This is a genomic window from Nocardia rhizosphaerae, from assembly GCF_042650365.1.
GTDB classification, from domain to species: domain Bacteria; phylum Actinomycetota; class Actinomycetes; order Mycobacteriales; family Mycobacteriaceae; genus Nocardia; species Nocardia rhizosphaerae.
The window spans coordinates 595678-621632 of record NZ_JBHSBA010000007.1; the positions used below are offsets into that span (position 1 = coordinate 595678).

Consider the following 25955-nt stretch of genomic DNA (forward strand, 5'->3'; position numbering starts at 1 on the left):
AGGTAGTCACTGGTCGGGTGCCCCAGGGCTGTGGGTTGGAGTGGATCACGATCACGTACTTCATGACGGCTCCCTTCGTCATCGCGGGATGGTCGCCTCGACCATCCTCACCCGGAACGTCGGAGCAGCGGTCGTGATGTCGACATCGTCATGCCCGATCGAGCGCAAGGGTGAAGAACTGGCTGTACGGATCGAGGACATAGCCGGCGAACGGGCCGCATTCGGTGAAGCCGTGCCGCAGGTACAGGCGCCGGGCGGGGGCGAAGAAGTCGTCGGAGCCGGTCTCGAGGCTCAGCCGGAGGTAGCCGCGCGTACGCGCTTCGGTGACGATCGCGTCGAGGACCGCGGCCGCGATTCCCCGGCCGGTGAATCCGTCGGCCGTGCGCATCGACTTGACCTCCCCGTGCCGGGGGTCCAGCTGTTTGAGCGCACCGCACCCGGCCAGCTCCGCACCCGCCCAGGCACTCCACACGGTGACCGCGGGATCGCGCAAGGCGGTCAGATCCAGGGCGTGCATGCTGCACGCGGGCGAGTTGGCGGCCATCTCGCTGTGGTGGCCGGTCAGCAGGGCACGGATCGCGGCGCCGTCGAGATCGTCGACGACGACGCGCACCGCCGAGGCGGTGGCGGCGGGGACATCGGGCATCGTTCCATGATCCTGCACCCGGATCCGGCACGCCCGACCGGGGGAAACACGCACGCGAAGGCCACCGGTTTGCGAGCATGGTTGCGGTGGGTGGGCGAGTCGAAGGTGGTGGGGTGTGGCCGAATTCGTCGAGCAGTACACGCTGGTGCGCTGGCCGGTGGTCGCCGCGTTCGTCCTGGCGCTCGGCATCGTGGCGGTCCGGCTGACCCGGCCTGCCCGCGGTCCCCGCCAGGACGACACGGCCACCGACGGCGCGCATCTGCTCATGTGCCTGGTGATGCTGGCGATGCTGATCTTCCCGGCCGACACCCATCCGCACGCGGTGCGGGGAGTGCTCACCGCGCTCATCGTGGCGTTCGCGCTGCTGCTGGCCGAGCGGGTGGTAGGCCGTCGCGCAGGCACGAGGATCGATGGCGCCGCGGCGATGGGGTATCACCTCGTGGCCGCGCTGGCCATGCTGTACGCGATGGGTGGGCACGGCGCGGGCGGGCATACGGCCGCCGGGCCGAGCTGGCCTGCCGCGGTGCTGGCCGTGCTGTTCAGCCTCGACGCGCTCGTCGCCGCCGCCACCGCCCGGCGTGGCGGCGGCTGGCACCGCTTCGCCCACCCCGCCGGCGCCCATCCGCTGACCTCGGCTCTCGTGCCGCACATCGTGATGGATATCGGCACCGTGTTCATGCTGATCGCCGCGATCGGCCGGTGACTACCGATCCACGACCGCGCGCGCTGCGAATTGCCCTTGTGCGGACAGGAATTCGACGATGAACCGGCACCGCCGTCCCGGGCGGGCGCCGGGGCCGGATCCTGAGCCGTCGTCCGGCCCCGAAGACCGCGACGCGGTGCGCGCGCTGTACCGGGCCACCGGGGCCGCCGCCTTCGGGCTAGCCCTGCGGGTGCTGCATCGTCGTGGCTCCGCCGAAGACGTTGTCCGGGAGGCCTATCGGCGGCTGTGGGTAGCCCCCTGGCGGATCGGTGCCCCGGTCGGCAGGCAGGCCATGCCGTCGCCACCGCCCGATCTGGGGACACCGTGGGGCCGGGCGGCCTTCGCCGCCGGACTGGCCAGCACCGCGGGCGACGACGCGGTGGGCACCCTGCCGGGTGGATCCCTCGCCGGCACCGAACAGAGCAGACTGCTGGCCCAGGTCCACCGGCTCGCGGTGCGGCGCCTGCGGCTGGACCGCCACGACGGCGACGACCTGCCCTGGCTGGCGGCCTCGGCGCGGCTCGGATTCGCCGATCCGCTCGACCGGCACTGCGAGGTGTTCGTCCTGGCCTACTACGGTGGCCGCACCTATCGGGCGATCGGCAGGGAGCTCGGCCTGCGGGTCCCCACGGTCACCCGGCTGCTCGCCGAGGGCATCGAACGGCTCGCCGAAACCAGGATCCCCGGGCTGGCCGCCGCACAACCGCCCGCCGCACCGGGATCGCCGCTCGCCCTCGCCGACGCCTACGCGCTGGACGCGGTCGCCGAACTCGAACACCATCACATCGAGAACAAACTGGCCGCGGTCACCCCGCGCAGCCTCGACCGGTTCGCCGCCAGAGTCACCGGTGTGCACGAGGTACTCGCCCGGCTGGCGGCCGACGACCAGCGCACTCCGCCCCGGCAGCTGGAGGCCAGGATCCTCGCCGACCTCGGTGCCGGCGCCGCAGCACGCAGGGCGGGTAAGCCGCCATGGTTGCGCCGCCGCGGCGGACCGGACTGCTGAGCGGCTACAGCACCACCGTGTGGTCGGCGACGACCCGCCCGCCCAGCCGGACCCAGCCGTCGGAATCCCATTCGGTGTAGAGCTGGGACCCCTGCCCCTGGGTCACCACCAGGCCGCGGCGCAGCTGCGCGGTGAGCGCGACCGCGGCCGCACCGGTGGCCTCGTCCTCGGCGATGCCCATGGCGGGCGCGAACATTCGCGAGCGCAGCGCGCCGCGGGTCTCGTCGGTCCAGGTCCAGAAATAGTGCTGGCCCTCGGTGAGGTCGTCGGGTCGCAGCAGGGCGAGTTCCTCGGCGGTCTCGAGCTGATGAAAGGTGAACTCCGGTGCCCATTCGGCACGCGCGGTGATCCAGGTGATGCCGTCGGTCTGGTCCACCGCCACCGGGCCCGCCTGCACCCGCAGCGTGTGGACCGGCGTTCCCTGCACCGCCAGCCACCACGCGGTGCCGACGCTCGGGTGACCCGCGAAGGGCAGCTCGACGGCGGGGGTGTAGATGCGCAGCGCGGCGGTCCCGTCGGCGGGCTCGTCCACCACGGTGGTCTCGCTGAACCCGAGCCGGGCGGCCAGTTCCTGCTTGTCGAGCGCGACCACATCGCCCGCCCTGGCGATGCCGAGCGCGTTGCCCAGCTCGCCTGCCGGGTCGGTGAACACCCGGACCACCTCGACCTGGACATCTGGGGCTTCCGGCACGTCGTGTGCGTTCATGCGCCCGAGCCTACCGGCCGCGACATCGGCCGGGCGGCAACGAAATGGGCCCCGACCGGTGACGGTCGGGGCCCACGACGTGGCACCGGTCAGACGCCGGCGGTGGTCAGGGCCTCGGTGGCCTGCACGGCCTGACCGACACCGGCGACGATCGCCGCTGCCCGCAGCGACTCGAAGATCACCTCGCGTGAGATACCGGCCTCACGCAGGGTCTTCTCATGTGCCTCCAGGCAGTGCGCGCAGCCGTTGATCGAGGACACCGCGAACGACCACAGCTCGAAATCGGCCTTGTCGACGCCCGGGTTGCCGATGATGTTCATCCGCAGGCCCGCGCGCAAGTCGTCGTAGCGGCCGTCCAGGAACGCCTTGCCGCGGTAGAACACATTGTTCATCCCCATGATCGACGCCGCGCCCAGCGCCGCGGAGTAGGCCTCGGCGGCGAGCGTGTCGGCGGCTTCCTCGGCGATCTCGCGCAGCGTGGTGGCCGAGCGGGTGGCCGCGGCCGACGCGAGCAGCGTGCCCCACAGCTGCTGCTCGTTCAGCACCGTGGTGCGCGCGAGCGAGGACAGGTTGAGCTTGAGGTCCTTGGCGTACTCGGGCAGCGAGTTCTTCAGGTTCTCGATGCTCATGGGGGACTACCTCCGGGGATCTGGGATGTGGTGGGGGAGTGCGGAACCGGCTCAGACGCTGGCGGAGAGCAGCTCGCCTGCGTCGATGGTCGGGTCGCCCTTCTTCCAGTTGCACGCGCACAGCTCGTCGGACTGCAGGGCGTCGAGCACGCGCAGCACCTCGTCGACGTTGCGGCCGACCGAACCGGCGGTCACGGAGACGAACTGCACCTCGTTGTTCGGGTCGACGATGAAGGTCGCGCGGTCGGCGACGCCGTCGGCGTTGAGCACGCCGGTGGCGGTGGCCAGCTCACGCTTGAGGTCCGACAGCATCGGGAAGGGGAGGGTCTTGAGATCCTCGTGCTGGGCGCGCCACTGGAAGTGCACGAACTCGTTGTCCACCGAGGCACCGAGGACCTGGGTGTCGCGGTCGGCGAACTCGTCGTTCAGCTTGCCGAACGCCGCGATCTCGGTGGGGCACACGAAGGTGAAGTCCTTGGGCCAGAAGAACACCACGCGCCACTTGCCCGCGTAGTCGTCACTGGTGATCTGGGTGAAGTAGTCGTCGGGCTGCTGCGCGTCGACCTTCGACAGGTCACCTCCGATGACGGCCTTGAGGTTGTATGCCGGGAACTGGTCGCCGATGGTCAGCAGAGCCATTACGCGTCTCCTCATTCGTGGTGTTGGCGCTCATCGTGTGAGCTCGGGGGGGAATCTTGCCGAAAGCGTACTTAAAGGTAAAGCCGATCGCTCGTCGTACACTGATAGGCGTGACTGATCATACTTATCAGCCAACCCTGTCGCAGCTGCGTGCGTTCGTCGCCGTCGCCGAATACCGGCATTTCGGCACCGCCGCAGCGCGTTTGACTGTGAGCCAACCCACGCTATCGCAGGCACTGGCATCACTGGAGAACGGCCTCGGGCTGCAGCTGATCGAGCGCAGCACCCGGCGCGTGCTCGTCACCGCCGCCGGGATGCGGCTGCTGCCGCAGGCCAAGGCGACCCTCGAGGCGGCCGACCGCTTCGTGGCCTCGGCGACCGGCGACGGCCTCGGCGGGGTGCTGCGCCTCGGCATCATTCCCACGATCGCGCCCTACGTGCTACCCGAGCTGCTACCCGAGCTACGCCGCAAGCTGCCCGGTCTGGTGCCGCAGATCGTCGAGGACCAGACCTCGCGGCTGCTGGACGGATTGCGAACCGGTGTCCTCGACATCGCCATGCTCGCCCTGCCCGCCGAGACCCCGGGCCTGGTCGAGATCCCGCTCTACCCCGAGGAATTCGTGCTGGTCACCCCGCGCGGGCACGAGCTGGCCGGACGGGCCGACCTGGCCGCGTCCGCCCTGGCCGACCTACCGTTGCTGCTGCTGGACGAGGGGCACTGCCTGCGCGATCAGACCCTGGAGATGTGCCGCACCGCCGAGGTGCATCCCGGCGCGGTCGGCGATACCCGCGCCGCCTCGCTGACCACCGTCGTGCACTGTGTGGCAGGCGGGCTCGGGGTCACCCTGGTGCCGGAGATGGCGGTGGCCAGCGAGACCGCGCGCGGCACTCTCGACACCGCGCGCTTCGCCGAACCTGCGCCGGGCCGCACGGTCGGGCTCGCCTACCGGGCTTCTTCGGGGCGGGCCGAGGAATACGAGTATCTCGCCGCGATCATCCGCTCGAAGCGCCCGTTCTAGATTTCATCTGTTCGCATGACGCCATTCCTGTGCCCTGGTGCTTTCGTGAATACGGTGACGATCTCGTCATGGGACCGGCACCTCGAAAGTCAGTCTGTTGTTAGGAATGGCCATGTACAAGATTCGTTCTACCATCGCGGTGCTCGCCTGTGCACCGTTGATCGCTCTCGGTGCCGGCGTAGCCGGCGCAGCACCCGCGGCGGACCCCGTCCCCGTCCCCGTCGCACCGGTGCCCGTTCAGGTAGAGCCGGCGGTGTTGTCACCGTTCATCACGATCCCCGGTGCTCTGCTGACCTGTGTTCCGCTGCTGGTGACCCTGCCCATTCTCTACCCGCTGTGCGTCGTCTGAGCGGGTGAGATGACAACGACAAGGAGTAATCGAGGCACTCCCGCACTCGTGTGCGAGGGTGCCTCGAAGGCGTGGTCGCGCGGCTGGATCGCCGTCGCGGCCCTGCTGCTGATCTGGACCACCGCCGGCACCGCCGGTGCCGCGGCGCCCGTACCGCTCGGTGGTGGATCGGGCATCGTCTTCGACGACGGCTCGACCTGCACACTCACCACCATCGGCTACGACGGCGCAGGTCAGCTCGTCGGCTTCACCGCGGGACACTGCGCCGTGGCCGGCGCGGGCGTGGCCGCCGAGGCCGATCAGGGGGCCGGCACCCTCGGCACGGTCGCGTTCGTGAACAGCGAGCTCGACTATGCCGTCATCGGTTTCGACGCGGGTCTGGTCCATCCGGTGAACCGGGTCGGCGCGACCTCGATCACCGGCGTCGGGCTGCCCGCGCAGTTCCCGGCCATCGCCTGCAAGGAGGGGCGGACGACCGGGCAGACCTGCGGCCTGGTCTACGGCGACGTCTTCGGTGGTGCCACCTGGACGATGACCCAGATCTGCGTGCTCACCGGAGATTCCGGCGGGCCGGTCGTGGTCGGCTCGACCCTGGTCGCGGTCGTCACCGGCTACCTCGCGGTGCCGTGCCTCGGCCCGCATGTCGGCATCAATTTCAGTAGAATTCTCGACGACGTGAATGCGCGTGGCGGAATCGGAACCGGATTCGGTCCGATCTGATTCGATAGGTCACGGTGCGGAAACGGCGGTGGTCAACAACAATCGCACCAATTCGGCCTGCCGGTGCGTTTTCGTTTTAGCGAAAATATGTTGCAGATGGGTGCGGGCCGTGAATACCGACACCGAGAGCTGATCGGCGACCGCCGGTAACCCGTCGCCGCGAAGTACTCCCAGCGCGACGAGCGTTTCGGCCTCGGTGAGTCCGTACAGGTCGTGTAGTGCTTCCGGTTGTGGCTCCGGGTCGTGCTCGGGGTCGACCAGGAGCAGCAGGACCGCCCGATGCCACGGGCCGTCGCCGGACAGGCCGTCCAGCGGCGAGACCCGCACGATCAGTGGCCGCGCTCCGGACGGGCGCGCGATCGCGACATTGCCGCCGCCGTCGGCATCGGCCGCGGCGAGGTCGATCAAGCGGCGCAGCCGGGTGTGCGCGGCCGAGCCTCTGGCGCGTAGGCGGCCCGAAGGGTCGACCGCGAGTCCGTCGCCGCGCGCGGTGATCCGTTCGGCCATGGAATTGGCGAACACCAGCGCCGCGTCGGCGGTGACGATGAGGATTCCGTAGTGCGCCTTCTCCAGCGTCGCCAGGGCGAACGCGCGCTCCCGCGACAACTCCACCAGGCGTGACTGGGTACGCAGGGCGCCGCGCAAGTGGGGGACGAGGGCGCGCAGCAGCGCAAGCCCCGCCGGGTGGCCGGTGATTGCGGCGTGATCGGGCATGGTCAGGCAGATCCACGACGCGGGCCGGTCGTCGCTGAGCCGGGCCAGGAAGCTGTTGGCCAGGCCGTCGGCGTGCTCGCCCAGGAGGTCGTCGCTGGTGACGGCGGTGCCGGTGGGGAGCTGGTGCACCCGGTCGGCGACGGGATCCAGTGGCGTCGGCAGGGCCGCGGCGCCCGCGGTGGTGACCGCCAAGCGGTGGGTGGTGGGATCGGTGACCACGAGGAAACCGTGGACCGCGCCGAAGGTGTCGGTGATCTCCCGGATCACTCCGTTCCAGCGATCCGGGTCGCTGCCCGCACCGTAGATTGCGGCGATCAAGTTCGAAAAACGTTGTAGCGCTATCGACATGACGGCCCTTCCCCGGCCACGGAGGTTGGCGGGCGCGCCGTGCTGCGGCCGCCGCCGAACAATAGCTCCCAACCTATGAATCCTAGTCGATCTCCGGGAGCTCGCCACCTGCTATCTTGAACGTCGTTCAAGTCAGTGTGGAGGATGTCTGCCGTGCCCCAAGTCGAGAAGTCTCCGAGCCGCGCGGCCGGATTCGCCGCGCGCGACCTGGCGCAGATCGCGGTGTTCGCCGCGCTGATCGCCGCGCTGGGACTGCCGGGGGCGATCACTGTCGGGTTCAGCGGGGTGCCCATCACGCTGCAGACGCTCGGTGTGATCCTGACCGGTGCGATCCTCGGCGCGCGCAAGGGCACCGCGGCCGTCGCGGTGTTCATCGCGCTCACCATGATCGGTCTGCCGCTGCTGTCGGGCGGACGCACCGGCCTGACCGCGCTCGCTTCGCCGACCGCGGGCTATCTGATCGGCTGGCTCCCGGCAACGGTGGTGATCGGCTGGCTCACCGCGGCCCTCCTGCCCAGGTATCCGTTCGTAGCCGGCCTGCTGGTCAACGCGCTCGGTGGGATCGTGGTCATCTACCTGTTCGGTATCGCGGGACTGCTGGTGCGCACCGATCTCGGCCTGTGGGCCGCGGTGTCGTCGAACTTCGCCTTCGTCCCCGGTGACCTGGCCAAGGTCGTCATCGCCACCGCCGTGGCCAAGAGTGTGCACCGCGCCTATCCCGGTCTGATCCGTGGCTGAGCGCGCGGCGCGATGAGTGAATTCCGGTTCGACGCGGTCGGGCACCGCTTCGGCGAACGCGTGGTGCTGCGCGATATCGACCTACGGATCACCGAGCGCCGGGTCGGGCTCATCGGCGCCAACGGGTCGGGCAAGTCCACCATGGCGCGCATGCTCAACGGGCTGCTGAAGCCCGACACCGGCACCGTCACCGTCGACGGGCTCGACGCCGCCCGCAAGGGCGCGCAGGTACGCCGTAAGGTCGGCTTCGTCTTCACCGACCCCGACACCCAGATCGTGATGCCGACCGTCGCCGAGGATCTGGCGTTCTCGCTGCGGCGCAGCGGCCTGGACAAGGCCGCGATCGCGGGCCGGGTGGCCGGGATGCTCGACCGGTTCGGACTGGCCGCGCACGCCGACCATCCGGCGCACCTGCTCTCGGGCGGGCAGAAGCAGCTTCTCGCCATCGGGTCGGCGCTGATCAGGCAGCCGGAGGTGATCGTCGCCGACGAGCCGACCACCCTGCTCGATCTGCGCAACGCCCGCCGGGTGAGCGAGGCGCTGAACTCGCTGGACCAGCAGGTGATCGTGGTGACCCATCAGCTGGCCCTGCTCGACGGCTTCGACCGGGTGGTGGTGCTCGACGACGGCTGTGTGGCCTTCGACGGCACGCCCGCCGAGGCGGTCGGCGCCTACCGGCGACTGGTCGAATGATCGGTCTGTACCTGCCGGGCGATTCGCCGCTGCACCGGATGCCCGCGGGGATGAAGCTGGTGTTGCTGGTCGGCGCGATCGTCGCCATGACCGTGTCGGTGCGCGGGCCGATCGGGATCGGCTGCGCGGTGCTCGTGGTCGCCTGCCTGTTCGCCGTGGCGCGGATCCCGTGGCGGGTGGCGGTGGCGCAGGTGCGCCCGGTGCTCTGGATGACCGCGCTCATCGGTGTGTTCCAGCTGCTCACCACCTCGCCGGTACGCGCGCTGGTGGTGTGCGGCGTGCTGCTGGTGTCGGTGGCGCTGGCGGCGCTGGTGACCGTGACGACCAGGGTCACCGATCTGCTCGATGCCCTGCTGCGCGGGCTCGGCCCGCTGCGCCGTGCCGGGGTGAACCCCGAACGGGTGGGGCTGCTGCTCGCCCTGGCCATTCGCTGTGTGCCGCTGCTGGCCCAGATCGTGCACGAGGTGGCCGAGGCACGTCGCGCGCGCGGGATGGAGTGGTCGGCCGCAGCGCTGGTCACGCCGGTTCTGGTGCGGGCGTTGCGGACCGCGGACGCGATGGGGGAGGCACTGGCGGCCCGCGGAGTCGACGACTGACCGTTGAGGGGTTGCCATTCCAAGACGACCGGTCGTATAGTCGTCGCATGGCACGACCACGGCGAAGCGACGACACCCGCGCGCTGCTCATCGAGGAGGGCGCGGCGGGGCTGTTGTTCAACGGCTACCACGGGACCGGCATCAAGCAGGTGCTCGACAAGGTCGGCGTGCCCAAGGGGTCGTTCTACAACTACTTCGACAGCAAGGAGAGCTTCGCGCAGGCGGTGATCGAGCATCACTCGCTGTGCGTGCAGCGCAACCTGGCCGAAGCGTTCGTTGGTGCCCCCGACGCGCTCACCGGGTTGCGCCGCTTCTTCGCCCGGCTGACCGACGATTTCGTGGCCGCCGAGTACACCGGAGGGTGCCTGATCGCGAACCTCGGTGGCGAACTCGAGGGCAGTGAGGTGTTGCGTGGCGCGTTGTCGGACGCGTGGGCGACCTGGCGCGACGGGGTGGCCGCCGCGTTGCGCACCGCGCAGGCCGAGGGGGCCGTTCGCGCCGATATCGACGCTGCCGACCTGGCCGATCTGCTGCTCGAGTCCTGGGAGGGCGCGGTGATCAGGATGAAACTCGACCGCACTGTCGCGCCGCTGGACAAGTGCCTGCGGCGTTTGCTCGACGACTACTTCCGCCCCGACCGCGCCTCGGTCGCTGTCTGACCCGGCCGGCGCTGTCCGTGCCGGCACTTCGGTCGCTCAGTTTGAGACGACCGGTCGTATACCTATGAGAGGATCTGACATGGCATCAACGCGAACGGTCGTTGTCACCGGTGCGTCCAGTGGAATCGGGCGTGACGTCGCGCGCGCCTTCGTCGCCCGCGGTGACGCGGTCGTGCTCGGCGGGCGCGACACGGCCAAGCTCGCCGAAGTCGCTGCCGAGCTGGCCGCCCCCGACCGGGTCGCCACCGTGCCCGGCGACATCGGTGACCCCGCCACCGGCGCCGCCTACGTGCGGACCGCCCTCGACCGCTTCGGCCGCGTCGACGTGCTGGTCAACAGCGCGGGCGAGTTCGGTGCGACGCCCTTCGTCGAGGTCACCGAGGCCGAACTCGACCGCTATCTGGCGGGCAACCTCAAGGGCACCTACTTCACCACGCAGGCCGTCGTGCGGCAGCTGCTCGCCCAGGGGTCCGGCGGCGCGGTCGTCAATATCGGCACCGTGCTCATCGACCATGCGATGACCGGCCTGCCCGCCTCGGCGGCGCTGATCAGCAAGGGCGGCGTGCACGCGCTCACCACCAGCCTGGCCGCCGAGCTGGCCCCGGCCGGGATCCGGGTGAACGCGGTGGCGGCGGGCATCATCCGCACGCCACTGTTCGGTGCAGGCGACGAGCGCGCCGCCGCGGGCGCGGCCCTGCTCGGCCGGATCGGCGAGGTCGCCGACACCACCGCGGCTGTGCTGTACCTGGCCGAGGCCGGCTTCGTGACCGGCCACATTCTGCCCGTCGACGGCGGGTTCATCTCAGGGAGAGCGGCGTAGAAAGGAAACCATCATGCCGTATGTCAATATCAAGGTCACCGACGAAGGGGTCACCCCCGAACAGAAGACCCAGCTGATCAAGGGGGTCACCGATCTGCTGTTCGACGTGCTCGGCAAGGCGCCGGAGAGCACCTACGTGGTGATCGACGAAGTGCCGCTCACGGATTGGGGTGTCGGCGGCATGAACGTCGCCGACTATCGCGCCGCGCGTGGCTGAGTGATCCGGTGTGCCGGGCACGGGAAACCGGGTCCGGCACACCGTGGTTCAGCCTGGTCCGTCGAACGGGACCGTCGCGTCGAGGGCGAACCAGCCCATCGGGATTCGCCTCGTCGCGGTCGTGAACCAGCTCGGCCCGAGCCACAGATCCGGTTCGATCTCGCGCAGCTCGTCGTAGACGTGCCGGGCAGGCCTGCGCGAACCCACCCGTGGATCGTCGTAGTCGAACAGCACCGCCGCTCGTCCGTCGAGCACCGATGGGCCCACCGCCGCAACGAAATTCAGCGCGCGCATGCCGCCGAGTAGCCGGAAGACATTGTGTCCCACCGCGATACCGCCGCCTACGTGGCGCAGCGACTTCGCGATCCAGAAGTACGAGGGCCGCGCCATCAACGGCGCGAGCACCCGCTGCGCCGACCCGGGGAACGACCGCATCGTCACATCGCCGTCGAGGCGGGCGAAGTCGGCGGGCGTCGGTGGGGGCGCTGCGGCGAACAGGGCGCCGAACGCGCCGAGTCCCGCCGCGGACAGCGCGTCCAGCCTGGGCCGTTCGTCGGACGGTCTGCTGACCGGCATCAGGCCGTCGGCGGACAGTGGTGTCTGCGTCATGGGCGACTCGATTCTCTCTACGCCCTTCGCATCATGCCGATACTCGGGGTGCCGAGGCACCGGAATCGCCGCGACGACAGCGCCGGTGATCCGGAAATCCGGATCACCGGCGCTGGGTTCGGACCGGGGCCGAGTTCAGCCGCGCAGGGCGTAGGGCTCGATCGCGCCGCGCTCGAGCGCGCGGGCATCGATGGTCTCGGCGCGGTAGGGCAGCAGCGCCAGCCGGTCGGCCATGCCGCGCACCGGGTCGTCGATCTGCTCGTTCAGGCCGAACAGGAAGGTCCACTCGTGCTCGTCGCTGCCGTAGGGGACCACGGTGGCGAACTGCTCGTTGAACCGGCTCCACGACCGCTTGAGGGTCTCGTTGCGCCACATGGTCGCGCAGCCCGCCTGGGCCGACAGCACGCCACCTGGAGCGAGCAGCGCCTTGCAGCGGGACAGGAACTCCGACTCGTAGAGCCGGTTGTGCTGGGCGTCCTCGACCCGCTCGTCGGGCAGATCGATGACGATCACGTCGTAGCGGGTGCCCGCCTGCTGCGCCTCGGCCAGGAAATCCCAGCCGTCGGCGTAGTGCACGTGGACCGGGCCATCGCCGGAGACGGCGGCGGCCAGCTCGGCGCTGGTGTAGCCGTAGGGCAGGTGCTCGGCGCACAGCTCGACCTCGCGCTGGTCGATGTCCACATGGTCGACGTGGCTGGCGCCCGCGGCCACCGACATCTGCGAGGCCACGCCCTCCCCGGACCCGATGACGAGTACCCGGTCGAGCTTCTCGGCCAGCACGAACGCCGGGACCATCATGGCCTCGTGGTAGGTGAGCTGGGAGAACTCGGTGGACTGGCGGTCGTCGTCGGAGAACAGGGAGATGCCCTGATCGGTCCGCGCGATCACCATGTGCTGGAACGGGGTGTTGGTGTCGACGATCACCTCGTGCAGATCCCAGATCCGGGTCAGGCCGTTGCCCACCGGCTCGTAGATCTTCTCGGCGCCGTGGCCGCGCTGTACGACCTCGGTCCGCACTGTCGTCGGAGACAGCTTGTCCCGCAACAACTCGACCGCCTTCGTCGCGCCCGCACCGATGCTGCCGCAGGTGAACACGTCGACGAAGATGTCGCCGGACTCCGGATAGGTGTGAATCGAGGCGTGGGACTCCGACAACAGCGCGAGGACGGTCACCCCCTGCGGTTCGAACTTCTTGTGAACGACATCGCAGATGGTGACGCCCGCCGCGATCAGCGACTCACGCAACGCCGATTCGAGTCGTTCGAGATCGTCACACAGGTCTGTGTCGACACCACCGAACTCGGCCAGCACATGCCAGCCGGTGAATTCCGCCGTCATGGGCAAACTCACTCTCGCTCAGCGCCCGAGACATGAACGGTCAAGGGCGGAAAACCATTGAAGGACACCGACGAATAGCTCGCGGTATAGGCGCCGGTGTCGAGAATCTGGATCTGATCACCGGCTCGCAACGTGGTCGGCAGAAGGACCTTCGTGCGTTGATACAGTACATCGTCGCCGTCGCAGGTCGGACCCGCGACCACCGCCTCGCCGACCGGATCGCCATCGCGATCGGTGACGAATCGGTAGGCGATGTACTCGTTCTCGGTCTCGGCCATGCCGTTGTAGCGGCCGATGTCGAGATACACCCAGCGCCGGCCGTCCGGCGCGATGCGCACGCCGACGACCTCGGCGTGAATGGTGCCCGCGTTACCCACCAGCGCGCGGCCCGGCTCGACCACCAGGCCGGTGGACCCGGGCAGGAACTCGGCCGCGGCCTGGGTTATCGCGGCCGCGAACGCGTCGAGGCCGGGGGCGGCGTCGGCGTAGGAGATCGGCAGCCCGCCGCCCACGTTGACCGTGGCGACGTGAATGTCCTTGTCCGCCAACGCCGAGACGATCTCCCCGGCCTGCTGGATACCGATCCGCCATGCGGCCGGGTCCAGCTGCTGGGAGCCGACGTGGAAGTACGGGCCGCCCACGGTCAGACCCAGATCGCGGGCCCGCACCAGCAGGTGCAGGGCCTCGCCCGGCGCGCAGCCGAACTTGGTGCCGAACGGGGTGCGTGACTGTGGCGCCGAGGACAGGAACCGGCACTCGACCTCGGAGCCGGGCGCGTGCTCGGCGATTCGCAGCAGGTCGTCCTCGGTGTCGAAGGCGTAGCGGCGTACGCCGAGGGCGAAGGCCCGCGCGATGTGGGCGCTCTTCTTGATCGGGTTGCCATAGCAGAGCTTGTCCGCGTCGATGCGTAGGCGCAGCGCCTGCTCGATCTCGCCGAGACTCGCCACGTCGAACTCCGCGCCCTCGGCGTCGAGCAGCGTGAGCAACTCGTCGACCGGTGCCGCCTTCACCGCGTACCTGATCCGGGTGCCCCGGCCCGCCGCGACGGCACCGGTGAGGGCTCGGTAGTTGGCACGTACCCGTTCGGGGTAGATGACAAGGTACGGGGATTCGGGCATTCTCGATCTTTCGGTCGGCGGCCGGGAGAGACTATCAGCGGCTCCTACCCAATAACGAATCCGTCAAACATTCGTCATAGTCACCCGGCGGTGACGGTGACCTCGTCGAACACGACTTCGCCCGCGGCATCGGATTCGGCCAGGTCGACGATGGCCGTGAGCGCCCAGCCATGATTGCCCGCCGGGTCGTCGAGCACCTGGCGGACGTGCCAGAACCCGGGCCGCCGCTCCACCTGGAACAGCTGCGGGCCGCGCGCGTCCGGGCCGGTGCCGATCCCGGCGTACTCCGCGAAGTACGGCTCCAGCTCCTGTTCCCACTCCGGGCCGGTGCCGAGCTCGTCCAGCTCGTCCCAGCGCCGCCTGGCCGCCAGCTCGACCCGGCGGAACATCGCGTTGCGCACCAGCACCTTGAAGGCGCGTTCATTGGCCGAGATGGGCCGCACCGCCTCGGCGCCGAAGGCGATCTGCTCGGCGTCGGTCTCGGCGCCGGGGTTGGTGAGCTGCTCCCACTCGTCGAGCAGGCTCGAGTCGACCTGGCGGATCAGCTCGCCCAGCCACTCGGTGAGGTCGTCGAGTTCCTCGGTGCGCGCGGCATCGGGCACGGTGCGCCGCAGCGCGCGGTAGGCGTCGGCCAGATAGCGCAGCACCACGCCCTCCGAGCGGGCCAGCTCGTAGAACGAGATCAGCTCGGCGAAGGTCATCGCCCGCTCGATCATGTCGCGGACCACCGATTTGGGGGAGGGCGCGAACTCCGAGACCCAGGGGTGCCCGGCCCGGTAGGTATCGAAGGCGGGCTCGATCAGCTCGGCCAGCGGCTTGGGCCAGGTGACCTCTTCCAGGAGCTCCATCCGCTCCTCGTAGTCGATGCCGTCGGCTTTCATCTCGGCCACCGCGGCACCGCGCGCCTTGTGCTGCTGCGCCATCAGCAGCTGGCGCGGGTCCTCCAGGGTGGCCTCGATCAGCGACACCACATCCAGGGTGTAGGTGGGACTTTCGCGGTCGAGCAGCTCGAAGGCGGCCAGCGCGAACGGCGACAGCGGTTGGTCGAGGGCGAAATCCCGTTGCAGGTCGACGGTGAGGCGCGCCATCCGTCCCGTGCTGTCCGGTTCGGTGAGCTGCTGCACCACACCGGCATCGCGCAGAGCGCGATAGAGCCGGATCGCGCGCAGGATGTGCCTGCGCTGGGCCGGTCGTGGCTCGTGGTTGTCCTCGAGCAGATGCCGCATGGCGTCGAAACAGTTGCCGGGGCGGGCGATCACATTGAGCAGCAGGGCGTTCGTGACGCTGAAGCGGGACACCATCGGCTCGGGCTGCGCGGCGACGAGCCGGTCGAAGGTCTCCGCGCTCCAGGACACGAAACCCTCGGGGGGCTTGCGGCGCTGCACCTTTCGCTGCTTCTTCGGATCGTCGCCCGCCTTGGCCAGCAGCCGCGCGTTCTCCACCTCGTGCTCGGGGGCCTGCACGACCACCGTGCCCATGGTGTCGAACCCGGCGCGCCCGGCCCGCCCGGCGATCTGATGGAACTCGCGCGCCTTGAGCCTGCGGGTGCGCACCCCGTCGAACTTGGTGAGCCCGGTCAACAGCACGGTGCGGATCGGCACATTGATACCGACCCCGAGGGTGTCGGTGCCGCACACCACCTTCAGCAGCCCGTCCTGGGCGAGCTTCTCCACCAGTCTGCGATATTTGGGCAGCATGCCCGCGTGGTGCACGCCGATGCCGTGCCGGATCAGCCGCGAGAGGGTCTTGCCGAAACCGGACGCGAAGCGGAACTCGCCGATGGCGGCGGCGATCGCGTCCTTCTCGGCCCGGCTGGCGAAGTTCACGCTGGTCAGCGCCTGCGCCCGCTCCAGCGCCGCGGCCTGGGTGAAGTGCACGACATAGACCGGCGCCTGATGGGTGGTGACCAGTTCCTCGATGGTCTCGGTGATCGGTGTGCGTACATACGAGAACGTCAGCGGGACAGGACGTTCAGTGCCCGCGACCACCGCGGTGGCCCGGCCGGTGCGGCGCTCGAGATCGGTGGCGAAGAAGTCGACCTCGCCCAGGGTGGCCGACATCAGCAGGAACTGCGCGCGCGGCAGTTCGAGGATCGGCACCTGCCAGGCCCAGCCGCGATCGGGATCGGCGTAGAAATGGAACTCGTCCATCACCACCTGGCCGATATCGGCGTCGGCACCTTCGCGCAGCGCCAGGTTTGCCAGGATCTCCGCGGTGGCGCAGATGATCGGCGCGTCGGCGTTGACGGCCGCGTCCCCGGTGACCATGCCGACGTTCTCTGCGCCGAACACCTCGCACAGCGCGAAGAACTTCTCGCTCACCAGCGCCTTGATCGGCGCGGTGTAGTAGCTGCGCTGCCCGTTGGCCATCGCGAACAGGTGCGCGCCCACCGCGACCAGCGACTTGCCGGACCCGGTCGGCGTGGCCAGGATGACGTTGGATTCCGAGGCCAGCTCCATCAGCGCCTCGTCCTGCGCCGGATACAGCGACGTACCCTGCTCGGCGGCCCACGCCGCGAACGACTCGTAGAGCGCGTCGGCGTCGGTCCCTGGTATTTCCAGCAGGTCGGTCAGATCCACTCCGACCACCCTAGTGGGTGGCCGGATCAGGTTCGGTCGTCACCGGGGGTGTCGTCGTAACCGCCCTGTTCGGCCAGGAAACGCTCGAACTCGGCACCGAGCTCCTCGCCGCTGGGCAGTTCGCCGTCGCCGGCCAGCAGGCTGGACTGGCGTTCCTGGGCGGTGACGAAACTGTCGTACTGGCGTTCCAGCGCGGTCACGACCGTCTCCACCTCCTCGTTGCCTGCGATGTGCTCGGCCACCTGCTCGCGCACCCGCGCCGCCGCCTCGCCGAGCGCGGCCAGCGGCAGTTCGAGGCCGGCGTTGTCGGCTACGTTCTCCAGCAGCGTCTGCGCCGCCTCCGGGTAGTCGGTCTGGGCCAGGTAGTGCGGCACGTGCACCGAGAAACCGAGCGACTCGTGCCCGTGCTGGGCCATCCGGAACTCGAGCAGCGAGGACGCGCTGCCCGGCACCTGCAACTCACCCGGCCAGCGCTGATGGTCACCGATCAGTGAACGGTCCGAGGAGTGCGCGGTGACCCCGAGCGGGCGGGTGTGCGGGATGGCCATCGGGATCGCCGAGAGCCCGATCGTACGGCGCACGCCGAGCTGCTCGGCGAGCAGCCGCACCGCGGTGGTGAACTTCTCCCAGCGCAGATCCGGCTCCAGTCCGGCCAGCAGCAGGAACGGGGTGCCCGCGGTGTCGCGCAGCGCCCACAGGTTCAGCTCGGGCTCGGAGTACTCCGAGAAGTGATCGGTCTTGAACGTCATCAGCGGACGGCGCGAACGATAGTCGAGCAACTCGTCCACGTCGAAGGAGGCGACCAGTTCCGATTCCAGGCTCTCGCGCAGGTGGGTGGTCGCCAGGCGCACGGCGTGACCGGCATCGGTGAAACCCTCGAGCCCGTGCACCAGCACCGGGCCCGCGCCGTCGTCGGCCGACAGCTGCGGTGCCGGGAACTCCAGCTCGTACATGTGCGACTGATCGTCCATCGCGTACTCCTTCCTGCGCGGTCCACCGACGCTCGAGGGCGGGGGAGGCCTTTCCATTGTCCCCCACGCGAGCAGACTCGTCGCACACGGCCGGAGGACGGCTCGTCATGGTGGGACAACCACTCCGCCTGCCTCGGCATTCCCCGGCGGCGTGGCGCTGCGGCCCGGCCCCGCGCCGGTGCGGCACAGTGGGTGGGGTGAACGTGGCCGAAACGACGCGGGCCGGTGCACTGGCCCTGGTGCTCGCAGGCACGGCGGTGGCGCTGACCGGCTGTGGCGAGCGGATCAGCGGGACGCCGGTCGCCCAGAGTGCGACGGCGGCGCGGCACGTGGCGGGCGCACTGGCTGATCTGCTGCCCACCCCGCAGCGCTTCCCCGCCCGCTATCCGGCGGTCGTGCTCACGCCGCAGGCGGCGGCCGCGGCGGCGGGGGATCTGGACGGGGTCGGGGCGGGTGCGAGCGTGCAGCCGGTGTCGTGTACACCCCCTGAGCCCGATCCCGACGGCGAGCCCGCCGCGGTGGCGGTCGGCAGCGACGACGTGCGGCGCGCGACCCTGACCGTCGAGTTGTCGCGCACCACCGAACAGCTCGCCGGGGTTCGTGACCGGCTGGCCGGATGCGAACGGATCCGGGTCGGCCGGGCCGGCGCCGTCGCGACGGTCACCACCGCCGTCGACGCGACGGTTCCGGTCGGCGCAGATGACGCGATATCGTTGCGGCGCACTGTGATTCCCGATGTCGGTGGCGCCGGGCTGACTCAGACCATGCAGACCTCGATCGGCCAGATCGGCGATGTCAGGATCACGGTGACCTCGATGACCTTCGGCGGGGGCAGCCCCGACCAGGCCGCCGTCGACGAGATGTTCGCGACCGCGGTGCGCGGCGTCCGCGGGGGCTGAACGGCCGATACCACGCGGCGGTGACAAGGTCGGGCCCCGCTGCGCCCCGCGACCGGCGCCGCTCCACAGGCCGGACACTGTCAACAGGGCGAGAGAAAGCCCAGGTCGCGGTGGCGTGCCCGAGCGGGGCGGCGAGCACTGTTGAGGCATGACACCTTCGACGAACACCACTCGCCGCGCCGGCTCGCCCACCCCCTTCCGCCGCGCCCTCACCTGCGCCGAAGCGGCTCCCGGCTATCCCGGCCGTCGGCCGCCACCGCCGCTGCGGGTCGACGATCCGGGCGCGCTGATCGCCGCGCTGCCCGCCATGCTCGGCTTCGTCCCGGAGCGCTCGCTCGTGGTAGCGATTCTGCACGAGCCCGCGCGCACCGGCCCGAGCGCGATCGAGGCGGTGGTGCGGTTCGATCTGGACGGGCTCACCGATCCGTCGCGCGCCGAGCAGCTCACCGCGTGTGTGGCCTCGATCTGTCTGCGGGAACAGACCGAGGCGGTGCTCGCGGTGCTCGTCGACGACCGTGCCGGGTCGCGGGCCGCGGCGGCGGGACGGGCGGCCGCGTTGGTCGAGGCGTTCGGCGGCGCCGGGATCGCGGTGCGCGGGGCCTGGTCGGTGCCCGCGATCACGGCGGGCGCGCGCTATCACAGCCTGTTCGAGCGAGCGGGCGGGCTCGTCGGCGACCCGGAGTCCTCCCCGGTCGCGCTGTCGCACGTGCTCGACGGACGCCAGATCCGCGCCTCCCGAGGCGACCTCACGGCGCTGGTCGTGCCCGACACCGCGCGCTGCGCCAGGGTGGTGACCTGGCTCGGGCCCGCGGTGGCCCGGTATCGCGGCGGGCTCACCGCCGCGACGAGGACCGGCGCGGCCGTGGCTTACCAGCGCCGCGCGCTGGAATGGGTGCTGTGGCAGATCGCGGGCACCGAGTCCGGCGAACCGCGCGCCGACCGCGAACTCGCCCGGCTCGCCGCGGTCCTGCGGGACCGGCCGATCCGCGACGCGATGTACGGACTGGCGCTCGGCGATCACGCCGAAGCCGCCGAGCAGCTGTGGGCGCAACTCGCGCGCGCCACCCCGGGATCGGACCGCGCCGAAGCCGCGGCGCTACTGGGATTCAGCGCCTACCTGCGCGGCGACGGCCCGTTCGCCGGCGTCGCGCTCGCCGCTGCGGTGGACGCGGACGCCGACCATCCGATGGCGGTGCTGCTGGAGACCTCGCTGCAGAGCGGTCTGCGCCCGGAACGACTGCGCACTCTGGCGCACTGCGGTCGGCAGGTCGCCGCCGACCTCGGCGTCGACCTCGGCCCGATCGGGCCGTGACCGCCGCCGGTCAGCGGGCGCTGTGGGCCTTGTCGCCGAGCGAACGCAGGAAATCCCAGGCGTCGGTGACGATCTCGTCGAGATCGTTGTGCTCGGGCCGCCACCCGAGCTCGGCGATCGCGCGATCACTGGAGGCGATGAGCACCGCCGGATCTCCGGCGCGGCGCGGCGCGTCGATCGCCTCGATCGGCAACCCGGTGACCCGCTCGCACGCCGAGATCACCTCGCGCACCGAAAACCCGGTGCCCGAACCGAGATTCAGGATCCGGTGGCTGCCGGGCTGCGCCGACGACAGCGCGAGCAGATGCGCCTGCGCCAGATCGCGGATGTGGATGTAGTCGCGCACACAGGTACCGTCCGGCGTCGGCCAGTCGGTGCCGTAGACGGAGATGGCCTTGCGGTGGCCGAGTGCCACCTGCAACACGAGGGGGATCAAATGCGTTTCCACCACGCGGTTCTCGCCGAGACCGGCGTAGGCACCCGCCACATTGAAGTAGCGCAGGCTTGTCGCGGCCAGACCGTGCGCGACCGCGTAGGAGGTGATCGCGTGATCGATCGCCAGCTTGCTCGCACCGTAGGGATTGGTGGGTCGGGTGGGCGCGTCCTCGGTGATCGGCACCTGCTCGGGCTCGCCGTACACCGCCGCGGTGGAGGAGAACACCAGGCGTGGCGTCGCGGTCTCGCGGATCGCCTCCAGCAGGGTCAGCGTCTTGACCACATTGCCCTGCCAGTACTTCTCCGGCTGCTCCACCGACTCGCCGACCAGCGACTGTGCCGCGAAATGCAGGACGCCGTCGAAGGATTCGGCGCGCAGCAGCTCCGGCGCCGCCGACGCGATGTCACCGTCGACGAAACGGGCACCGGCGGGGACGCCGTCGGCGTTCCCGGTCGAGAGGTCGTCGACGACGACCACCTCGTGGCCCTGATCGAGCAGAACGGCGGCGCAGCCGCCGCCCACGTAGCCGGCGCCGCCGGTGACCAGAAGTTTCACGACTCAGACCAGCCTCACCTGGACGGCGTGCGCCATCTCCTCGGACAATTCGTACCCGGAGTGCCCTGGCACCGTGATCAGCACCGCGCCCGGCTTGGTCTCCACGGTGACGCGCGCATCGGGCACCACGCCCGCTTCCCGCAGCCGCCCGATCACCTCCGGGTCGGTCTGGATGTGTTCGGCCAGGCGCCGCACCACCACGGCGTGCAGGGCGCCGTTGGGCAGGTCGGACAGCCGCACCAGGGTCTCCTCGGCGGCGGAGATCTCACCGATGCCCAGTTCGTCGAGGCCGGGTATGGGGTTGCCGTAGGGCGAGGTCGTCGGATGGTTGAGCACCTCGATCAGGCGCCGCTCGACCTCCTCGCTCATCACGTGCTCCCAGCGACACGCCTCGGCATGCACGTTCTGCCAGTCGAGGCCGATGATGTCGACCAGCAATCGCTCGGCGAGCCGGTGCTTGCGCATCACCGCGACCGCCATGGCGCGGCCCTTGTCGGTGAGCTCGAGGTGGCGGTCGCCCGCGACGAGCAGCAGGCCGTCGCGTTCCATCCGCGCGACCGTCTGGCTCACCGTCGGACCACTCTGCTCGAGCCGCTCGGCGATGCGCGCACGCAGCGGCACGACGCCCTCTTCCTCGAGGTCGTAGATGGTACGGAGATACATCTCCGTGGTGTCGACCAGATCCTTCACCTGTTACCCCTTCGTCGGCATGAATTCTACCCACGCGCGAACGCCGGTCCGCCCGTCGGACCAGCGGACCTATTTCTACTGCATGTCAACGCCACACGGGGTTCGCAGCTTCCGGCTAGCGTGGCGATCATGCTCACGTCGCCGCGCAGTACCGAGCCGGGCACCGTCGTGTGGACCGAGCGATTCCTCGGCTACACCTGGACACCGGAGCACCCGATGAAACCGGCGCGACTGCAGTTCACCATGTCGCTGGCCGAAAGTCTGGGAGTCCTCGACGGTGTCGAGCCACTCGCTCCCGGCGCGGCCACCGAGACCGATCTGTTGCGGGTGCACAGCAGCGCCTACATCGAGGCGGTCCGCCGGGCGGGCGAGGGACCACCGATGCCGGAGGACACCGCCTACGGCCTGGGCACCGCCGACAATCCGGTCTTCCCGCGCATGCACGAGGCGGCCTCGGTGATCGTCGGCGGCACCATGGCCGCGGCCGGGGAGATCGCCGCGGGGCGGACCAGGCGGGCGGTGAGCATCGGCGGCGGAATGCACCACGCCATGCCGGATTCGGCAGCGGGGTTCTGCGTGTACAACGATGCCGCGATCGCGATCTCGTGGCTGCTCGACCACGGCTTCGACCGCATCGCCTACATCGACGTCGACGTCCACCACGGTGACGGCGTGCAGCGCGCCTTCTACGCCGATCCGCGTGTGCTCACGATCTCGCTGCACCAGCATCCGGCGACGCTGTGGCCCAACACCGGGTGGCCGACCGAGACCGGGCTCGGCGCGGCGGAGGGCACCTCGGTCAACCTGCCGTTGCTGCCGGGCACCCGGGATGCTCAGTGGCTGCGCGCCTTCCACGCGGTGGTGCCTGGTGCGGTGGCGGCGTTCCGGCCGCAGATCGTCGTCAGCCAGTGCGGGGTCGACACCCATCGGGAGGATCCGCTCGCCGATCTGGAGCTGACCGTCGACGGGCAGCGGGCGGCGTTCCTGGCCATGCGCGATCTCGCCGACCGGTATGCCGAGGGCCGGTGGCTGGCGGTCGGCGGCGGTGGCTACGGAGTGGTCCGGGTCGTGCCACGGGCCTGGACCCACCTGCTCGCCGCGGCGCTCGACCGGCCGCTGCCCCCGCCGACCCCGGTACCCGCCGACTGGATCGAGCAGGTGCGCGCCGCCGCACCACGCGTGCAGCCACCGGCGAGCATGAGCGACGGTGGCGACACCGACTACCGGCCGTGGGACGGACCCGGCGGCACGCCCGATATCGGTGACGCGGCCCAGATCCGCGCCCAGCGGGCGGTCGACACCGCCATCACGGCCACCCGGCGGGCGAGTTTCGCCCTGCTCGGCCTCGACCCGGAGGATCCCCGTGACTGAGCCGCTGCTGCCGGACACCCCCGACACCCCGGCAAATCCGCCTGTGCCGCCGCAGCAGTGGAACGCCGACGTGCTCGCCGCCGACGGCGGCGTGGTCCGGGTGCGCCCGATCATGCCCACCGACGCGCCGGCACTGGCGGCCTTCCACGCGGGGCTGTCCGAGCGCACCCGATATCTGCGCTACTTCGGCCCGTATCCGCAGATCTCGGCCAAGGACATGTATCGCACCACGCACGTCGACCACCGCGACCGGGTTGGGCTGGTCGCGCTGCTCGGTGACGCGATCATCGGCGTCGCCAGGTACGAGCTGCTCACCCGGCCGGGACCGCGCGCGGCCGAGGTCGCCTTCGTGGTGGCCGACGAGCATCAGGGCCGCGGGCTCGGCTCGGTGTTGCTCGAACACCTCGCCGGTGCGGCGGCCGAGAACGCGGTGGTGGCGTTCGTGGCCGAGGTACTCGCCGAGAACGAGGCGATGATCACGGTGTTCCGCGAGGCCGGCTATCAGCTGCAGCGCAGCCGCGACGGCGCCGAGGTACATCTCGAATTCGCCATCGACCCCACCGAGGCGCTGCGCACCGTGCGGGATTCGCGGGAGGCGGCCTCGGAGGCGCGCAGCGTCGGCAACCTGCTCGCGCCCGGCTCCGTCGCGGTGATCGGGGCGTCGCCGGAGCACACCAGAGTCGGTGGCGCCGTACTGGCGAATCTGCTGGCCGGTGGGTTCAGCGGGCCCGTCTTCCCGGTGAACCCGAACCGGCGGTCGGTGCGCGGCGTGCGCGCCTACGCCACCGTGCGCGAGATCCCCGACGAGGTCGACTTGGCGGTGGTGGCGGTACCGCCCGCCGCGATCGGATCGGTGCTCGACGACTGCATGGCCAAGGGCGTCAAGGGGCTGGTCGTGCTGACGGCCGGTTTCGGGGAGACCGGGCCCGCCGGGCTGGCCGCCGAGCACGATCTGGTGGCCGCGGCGCGCGGACACGGCATGCGGGTGGTCGGTCCGAGCGCGCTCGGCATCGCCAACACCGATCCGGCGGTCGGGTTGAACGCCACGCTGGCGCCGGTCCTGCCCGGCCGTGGGCGGATCGGCTTCTTCTGCCAGTCCGGTCCGCTCGGCGCGGCGATTCTCGGTGAGGCCGCCGCCCGCAACCTCGGTCTGTCGACCTTCGTCTCGGCGGGCAATCGCGCCGATGTCTCCGGCAACGATCTGCTGCAGTACTGGGATACCGCCGCCGATACCGAGGTGATCCTGCTGTACCTGGAGAGCTTCGGTAACCCGCGCAAGTTCTCCCGGCTGGCGCGGCGGGTGGCGCGCGGCAAGCCGATCGTGGCGGTGAGCAGCGGCAGACTCGCCGCGGGTGCCGACATGGATCGCACCGTGGTGCGCGACCTGTTCACCCAGGCCGGGGTGGTCCAGGTGGACTCCATCTCCGAATTGTTCGACTGCGCCGCGCTGCTGGCCTGTCAGCCACTGCCGCGCGGGCCGCGCGTCGCGGTGGTCGGCAACAGCGCCGCGCTGAATTGGCTGGCCATCGACGCCGCCAACGGTGAAGGGCTGCGGGTGTACCGGCCCGCGACCGCCGTCGATCGCGGGCCGGGCGCGCGCCCGACCGAGCGGGGTTCGGCGAGTGCGGGCGTAGCCGGGCCGGTGGATCTGGGGCCCGAGGCCACCCCTGCCGACTACCGCGAGTCGGTGCTCGCGGCGCTGCGCAGCGACGAGGTCGACGCCGTGATCGTCGTCGTCGCCCCGCCGGTGCCGGTGCCGATGGCCGGGTTCGCCGACGCGCTGCGGGCCGCGGCGGCCGCCGCCCCCGATCGGGACAAGCCGGTACTCACCACCTTCGTCGCCGAATCGGGCATCCCCGAGCTGCTCGCGGTCCGCTCGACCGGCGGCGCGCCTGCACGCGGTTCGATCCCGTCCTACCCCGACCCCGAACGCGCGGCCAGGGCGCTGGCCAGGGTCGAGCGCTACGCGCGCTGGCGGGACCGGCCGCTGTCCCCGGTCGTTCGTCCGCCCGGCATAGATACCGCGGCCGCCGCGGCGCTGGTCGACGGCTGGCTCGCCGAATCGGGCGGGCGCTGGCTGACCGACGAGGAGGCGGTTCGGCTGCTCGGCTGCTACGGCATCGAGGTGGTGGAATTCCGCGCGGTGCGCGATGCCGAGCAGGCGGTGGCGGCCGCCGCGGAACTCGGCTATCCGGTCGCCGCCAAGGCGACCGGCGAGCTGTGGCGGCGTCGCCCCGACCTCATCGGAGTTCGGCTGGACCTGTGGGGCCCGGAGGCCGTCCGGCAGGCCTACACCGATCTGGTGGCGATCTGTGGCGACCCGCTGCTGCATGTGCAGAAGATGGCGACCAAGGGCGTCGGCTGTGTGCTGCGGGTGACCGACGACCCGTCGTTCGGTTCGGTGATCGAGTTCGGCCTGTCCGGTCTGATCATCGACCTGCTCGGGGATCGCGCCTACCGGGCACTGCCGCTCACCGAAGCCGAGGCCGCCGCCCTGATCGACGCGCCGCGCGCCGCGCCGCTGCTGTCCGGTGGTCCGGCGGGGCCCGCGGTGGACAAGGCCGCGCTCGCCGAGCTGGCGCAGCGCATTTCGGCACTGTTCGACGACATCCCGCAACTGCGGGAACTGTCCTGTGACCCGGTGCTCGCCGCGCCGTCGTCGGCGGAGATCATCTACGCCAGGGTGCGGATCGGGCCGGAACCGAGCCGTTTCGACACCGGGCCCCGGCGGCTGGCCTGACCGGGTGCCGATCCGCGGGCCGGTCCCCGGCGACGGACAACGCCGACCGGCTCGCGGCCCCGGAGGGGTGGAGTCGCGGACACCGGTCGGCGTTTCGGAGGACGACCCCGCCAAGGGCCGTCGGGTTTCGGGAGG

27 protein-coding genes are annotated in these 25955 nt (G+C 70.5%); 15 read left to right on the forward strand and 12 right to left on the reverse strand.

Annotated features, from left to right (window positions below; genetic code table 11):
* Nucleotides 1-148: 148 nt before the first annotated feature.
* Nucleotides 149-646, reverse strand: coding sequence for a GNAT family N-acetyltransferase (locus ACFOW8_RS17460; RefSeq protein WP_378551671.1), 498 nt, complete (start codon nucleotides 644-646; stop codon nucleotides 149-151).
* A gap of 115 nt (nucleotides 647-761) precedes the next feature.
* Here ACFOW8_RS17460 and ACFOW8_RS17465 point away from each other — a divergent pair, with 115 nt between their 5' ends.
* Both ACFOW8_RS17465 and ACFOW8_RS17470 read left to right on the forward strand, forming a co-directional pair.
* The gene (locus ACFOW8_RS17465; RefSeq protein ID WP_378551672.1) at nucleotides 762-1349 is read left to right on the forward strand and encodes a DUF5134 domain-containing protein; all 588 of its coding nucleotides are present in this window, start codon (nucleotides 762-764) and stop codon (nucleotides 1347-1349) included.
* A 58-nt stretch (nucleotides 1350-1407) separates the two neighbouring features.
* Nucleotides 1408-2355, forward strand: coding sequence for an RNA polymerase sigma factor (locus ACFOW8_RS17470; RefSeq protein ID WP_378551673.1), 948 nt, complete (start codon nucleotides 1408-1410; stop codon nucleotides 2353-2355).
* A gap of 4 nt (nucleotides 2356-2359) precedes the next feature.
* Here ACFOW8_RS17470 and ACFOW8_RS17475 read toward each other — a convergent pair whose 3' ends face one another.
* The 3 genes from ACFOW8_RS17475 to ACFOW8_RS17485 form a co-directional block, all read right to left on the reverse strand.
* Entirely contained in the window at nucleotides 2360-3061 is a 702-nt protein-coding gene (locus ACFOW8_RS17475; RefSeq protein WP_378551674.1) for a PhzF family phenazine biosynthesis protein, read from the reverse strand.
* Between the two features lie 89 nt (nucleotides 3062-3150).
* Entirely contained in the window at nucleotides 3151-3690 is a 540-nt protein-coding gene (locus tag ACFOW8_RS17480) for a carboxymuconolactone decarboxylase family protein (protein WP_378551675.1), read from the reverse strand.
* A gap of 51 nt (nucleotides 3691-3741) precedes the next feature.
* Nucleotides 3742-4329: a peroxiredoxin gene (locus ACFOW8_RS17485; RefSeq protein WP_378551676.1), complete on the reverse strand. Its 588-nt coding sequence runs from the start codon at nucleotides 4327-4329 to the stop codon at nucleotides 3742-3744.
* A 110-nt stretch (nucleotides 4330-4439) separates the two neighbouring features.
* Between ACFOW8_RS17485 and ACFOW8_RS17490 the strand changes: the two genes are divergently transcribed.
* From ACFOW8_RS17490 to ACFOW8_RS17500, 3 genes are all read left to right on the forward strand, one after another.
* Complete coding sequence (locus ACFOW8_RS17490; protein ID WP_378551679.1) at nucleotides 4440-5348, forward strand: LysR substrate-binding domain-containing protein; 909 nt, start codon at nucleotides 4440-4442, stop codon at nucleotides 5346-5348.
* Between the two features lie 112 nt (nucleotides 5349-5460).
* Nucleotides 5461-5697, forward strand: a complete 237-nt coding sequence (locus tag ACFOW8_RS17495) for a hypothetical protein (protein ID WP_378551680.1) — start codon at nucleotides 5461-5463, stop codon at nucleotides 5695-5697.
* 48 nt (nucleotides 5698-5745) lie between these two features.
* A complete protein-coding gene (locus ACFOW8_RS17500) occupies nucleotides 5746-6417 on the forward strand; it encodes a serine protease (protein WP_378551681.1) in 672 nt (223 codons plus the stop codon).
* Between the two features lie 9 nt (nucleotides 6418-6426).
* On the opposite strand, the gene ACFOW8_RS17505 is transcribed toward ACFOW8_RS17500, so the two are convergent.
* Entirely contained in the window at nucleotides 6427-7449 is a 1023-nt protein-coding gene (locus tag ACFOW8_RS17505; RefSeq protein WP_378551683.1) for a helix-turn-helix transcriptional regulator, read from the reverse strand.
* A 174-nt stretch (nucleotides 7450-7623) separates the two neighbouring features.
* Here ACFOW8_RS17505 and ACFOW8_RS17510 point away from each other — a divergent pair, with 174 nt between their 5' ends.
* The 6 genes from ACFOW8_RS17510 (at nucleotide 7624) to ACFOW8_RS17535 (ending at nucleotide 11202) form a co-directional block, all read left to right on the forward strand.
* Nucleotides 7624-8217, forward strand: coding sequence for a biotin transporter BioY (locus tag ACFOW8_RS17510; protein WP_378551684.1), 594 nt, complete (start codon nucleotides 7624-7626; stop codon nucleotides 8215-8217).
* Between the two features lie 12 nt (nucleotides 8218-8229).
* Complete coding sequence (locus ACFOW8_RS17515; protein WP_378551686.1) at nucleotides 8230-8910, forward strand: energy-coupling factor ABC transporter ATP-binding protein; 681 nt, start codon at nucleotides 8230-8232, stop codon at nucleotides 8908-8910.
* Nucleotides 8907-9506, forward strand: a complete 600-nt coding sequence (locus ACFOW8_RS17520) for an energy-coupling factor transporter transmembrane component T family protein (RefSeq protein ID WP_378551687.1) — start codon at nucleotides 8907-8909, stop codon at nucleotides 9504-9506. The genes ACFOW8_RS17515 and ACFOW8_RS17520 overlap by 4 nt, the downstream gene beginning before the upstream one ends.
* A gap of 47 nt (nucleotides 9507-9553) precedes the next feature.
* Nucleotides 9554-10165, forward strand: coding sequence for a TetR/AcrR family transcriptional regulator (locus ACFOW8_RS17525; protein WP_378551688.1), 612 nt, complete (start codon nucleotides 9554-9556; stop codon nucleotides 10163-10165).
* Nucleotides 10166-10244: 79 nt separating this feature from the next.
* Nucleotides 10245-10985, forward strand: coding sequence for an SDR family NAD(P)-dependent oxidoreductase (locus tag ACFOW8_RS17530; RefSeq protein WP_378551689.1), 741 nt, complete (start codon nucleotides 10245-10247; stop codon nucleotides 10983-10985).
* A gap of 13 nt (nucleotides 10986-10998) precedes the next feature.
* The gene (locus tag ACFOW8_RS17535) at nucleotides 10999-11202 is read left to right on the forward strand and encodes a tautomerase family protein (RefSeq protein ID WP_378551690.1); all 204 of its coding nucleotides are present in this window, start codon (nucleotides 10999-11001) and stop codon (nucleotides 11200-11202) included.
* A 48-nt stretch (nucleotides 11203-11250) separates the two neighbouring features.
* Here the strand turns inward: ACFOW8_RS17535 and ACFOW8_RS17540 are convergent, their stop codons facing one another.
* The 5 genes from ACFOW8_RS17540 to ACFOW8_RS17560 form a co-directional block, all read right to left on the reverse strand.
* Complete coding sequence (locus ACFOW8_RS17540; protein ID WP_378551691.1) at nucleotides 11251-11811, reverse strand: hypothetical protein; 561 nt, start codon at nucleotides 11809-11811, stop codon at nucleotides 11251-11253.
* A 135-nt stretch (nucleotides 11812-11946) separates the two neighbouring features.
* On the reverse strand, nucleotides 11947-13149 hold the full coding sequence (speD, locus tag ACFOW8_RS17545; RefSeq protein ID WP_378551693.1) for an adenosylmethionine decarboxylase: 1203 nt from the start codon (nucleotides 13147-13149) through the stop codon (nucleotides 11947-11949).
* An 8-nt stretch (nucleotides 13150-13157) separates the two neighbouring features.
* Nucleotides 13158-14267, reverse strand: coding sequence for a type III PLP-dependent enzyme (locus tag ACFOW8_RS17550; RefSeq protein WP_378551694.1), 1110 nt, complete (start codon nucleotides 14265-14267; stop codon nucleotides 13158-13160).
* Between the two features lie 80 nt (nucleotides 14268-14347).
* Nucleotides 14348-16846 carry a DEAD/DEAH box helicase gene (locus tag ACFOW8_RS17555; RefSeq protein ID WP_378551695.1) on the reverse strand — a complete coding sequence of 833 codons (2499 nt, stop codon included), beginning with the start codon at nucleotides 16844-16846 and terminating at the stop codon, nucleotides 14348-14350.
* Between the two features lie 26 nt (nucleotides 16847-16872).
* Nucleotides 16873-17817: a PAC2 family protein gene (locus ACFOW8_RS17560; RefSeq protein WP_378551696.1), complete on the reverse strand. Its 945-nt coding sequence runs from the start codon at nucleotides 17815-17817 to the stop codon at nucleotides 16873-16875.
* Nucleotides 17818-18014: 197 nt separating this feature from the next.
* On the opposite strand from ACFOW8_RS17560, the gene ACFOW8_RS17565 reads away from it, so the two are divergent.
* Complete coding sequence (locus ACFOW8_RS17565; protein ID WP_378551697.1) at nucleotides 18015-18716, forward strand: sensor domain-containing protein; 702 nt, start codon at nucleotides 18015-18017, stop codon at nucleotides 18714-18716.
* A gap of 148 nt (nucleotides 18717-18864) precedes the next feature.
* A complete protein-coding gene (locus ACFOW8_RS17570; protein ID WP_378551698.1) occupies nucleotides 18865-20028 on the forward strand; it encodes a DUF4192 domain-containing protein in 1164 nt (387 codons plus the stop codon).
* Nucleotides 20029-20038: 10 nt separating this feature from the next.
* Here ACFOW8_RS17570 and galE read toward each other — a convergent pair whose 3' ends face one another.
* Complete coding sequence (gene galE / locus ACFOW8_RS17575) at nucleotides 20039-21019, reverse strand: UDP-glucose 4-epimerase GalE (protein ID WP_378551699.1); 981 nt, start codon at nucleotides 21017-21019, stop codon at nucleotides 20039-20041.
* 3 nt (nucleotides 21020-21022) lie between these two features.
* Complete coding sequence (locus ACFOW8_RS17580) at nucleotides 21023-21709, reverse strand: metal-dependent transcriptional regulator (protein ID WP_378551700.1); 687 nt, start codon at nucleotides 21707-21709, stop codon at nucleotides 21023-21025.
* A gap of 129 nt (nucleotides 21710-21838) precedes the next feature.
* On the opposite strand from ACFOW8_RS17580, the gene ACFOW8_RS17585 reads away from it, so the two are divergent.
* Nucleotides 21839-23080, forward strand: a complete 1242-nt coding sequence (locus ACFOW8_RS17585; protein ID WP_378551701.1) for an acetoin utilization protein AcuC — start codon at nucleotides 21839-21841, stop codon at nucleotides 23078-23080.
* On the forward strand, nucleotides 23073-25820 hold the full coding sequence (locus ACFOW8_RS17590; RefSeq protein WP_378551702.1) for a bifunctional acetate--CoA ligase family protein/GNAT family N-acetyltransferase: 2748 nt from the start codon (nucleotides 23073-23075) through the stop codon (nucleotides 25818-25820). The genes ACFOW8_RS17585 and ACFOW8_RS17590 overlap by 8 nt, the downstream gene beginning before the upstream one ends.
* Nucleotides 25821-25955 lie beyond the last annotated feature (135 nt).

Bases quoted from the DNA above. Each gene is read 5' to 3' on its own strand.
- ACFOW8_RS17475 (WP_378551674.1), bottom strand. From the start codon at position 3,061: ATGAACGCACACGACGTGCCGGAAGCCCCAGATGTCCAGGTCGAGGTG.
- ACFOW8_RS17480 (WP_378551675.1), bottom strand. From the start codon at position 3,690: ATGAGCATCGAGAACCTGAAGAACTCGCTGCCCGAGTACGCCAAGGAC.
- ACFOW8_RS17560 (WP_378551696.1), bottom strand. From the start codon at position 17,817: ATGGACGATCAGTCGCACATGTACGAGCTGGAGTTCCCGGCACCGCAG.
- ACFOW8_RS17510 (WP_378551684.1), top strand. From the start codon at position 7,624: ATGTCTGCCGTGCCCCAAGTCGAGAAGTCTCCGAGCCGCGCGGCCGGA.
- ACFOW8_RS17570 (WP_378551698.1), top strand. From the start codon at position 18,865: ATGACACCTTCGACGAACACCACTCGCCGCGCCGGCTCGCCCACCCCC.
- ACFOW8_RS17540 (WP_378551691.1), bottom strand. From the start codon at position 11,811: ATGACGCAGACACCACTGTCCGCCGACGGCCTGATGCCGGTCAGCAGA.
- ACFOW8_RS17530 (WP_378551689.1), top strand. From the start codon at position 10,245: ATGGCATCAACGCGAACGGTCGTTGTCACCGGTGCGTCCAGTGGAATC.
- ACFOW8_RS17585 (WP_378551701.1), top strand. From the start codon at position 21,839: ATGCTCACGTCGCCGCGCAGTACCGAGCCGGGCACCGTCGTGTGGACC.
- ACFOW8_RS17515 (WP_378551686.1), top strand. From the start codon at position 8,230: ATGAGTGAATTCCGGTTCGACGCGGTCGGGCACCGCTTCGGCGAACGC.
- ACFOW8_RS17485 (WP_378551676.1), bottom strand. From the start codon at position 4,329: ATGGCTCTGCTGACCATCGGCGACCAGTTCCCGGCATACAACCTCAAG.
- ACFOW8_RS17520 (WP_378551687.1), top strand. From the start codon at position 8,907: ATGATCGGTCTGTACCTGCCGGGCGATTCGCCGCTGCACCGGATGCCC.
- ACFOW8_RS17550 (WP_378551694.1), bottom strand. From the start codon at position 14,267: ATGCCCGAATCCCCGTACCTTGTCATCTACCCCGAACGGGTACGTGCC.
- ACFOW8_RS17460 (WP_378551671.1), bottom strand. From the start codon at position 646: ATGCCCGATGTCCCCGCCGCCACCGCCTCGGCGGTGCGCGTCGTCGTC.
- speD (WP_378551693.1), bottom strand. From the start codon at position 13,149: ATGACGGCGGAATTCACCGGCTGGCATGTGCTGGCCGAGTTCGGTGGT.
- ACFOW8_RS17525 (WP_378551688.1), top strand. From the start codon at position 9,554: ATGGCACGACCACGGCGAAGCGACGACACCCGCGCGCTGCTCATCGAG.
- ACFOW8_RS17495 (WP_378551680.1), top strand. From the start codon at position 5,461: ATGTACAAGATTCGTTCTACCATCGCGGTGCTCGCCTGTGCACCGTTG.
- ACFOW8_RS17470 (WP_378551673.1), top strand. From the start codon at position 1,408: ATGAACCGGCACCGCCGTCCCGGGCGGGCGCCGGGGCCGGATCCTGAG.
- ACFOW8_RS17535 (WP_378551690.1), top strand. From the start codon at position 10,999: ATGCCGTATGTCAATATCAAGGTCACCGACGAAGGGGTCACCCCCGAA.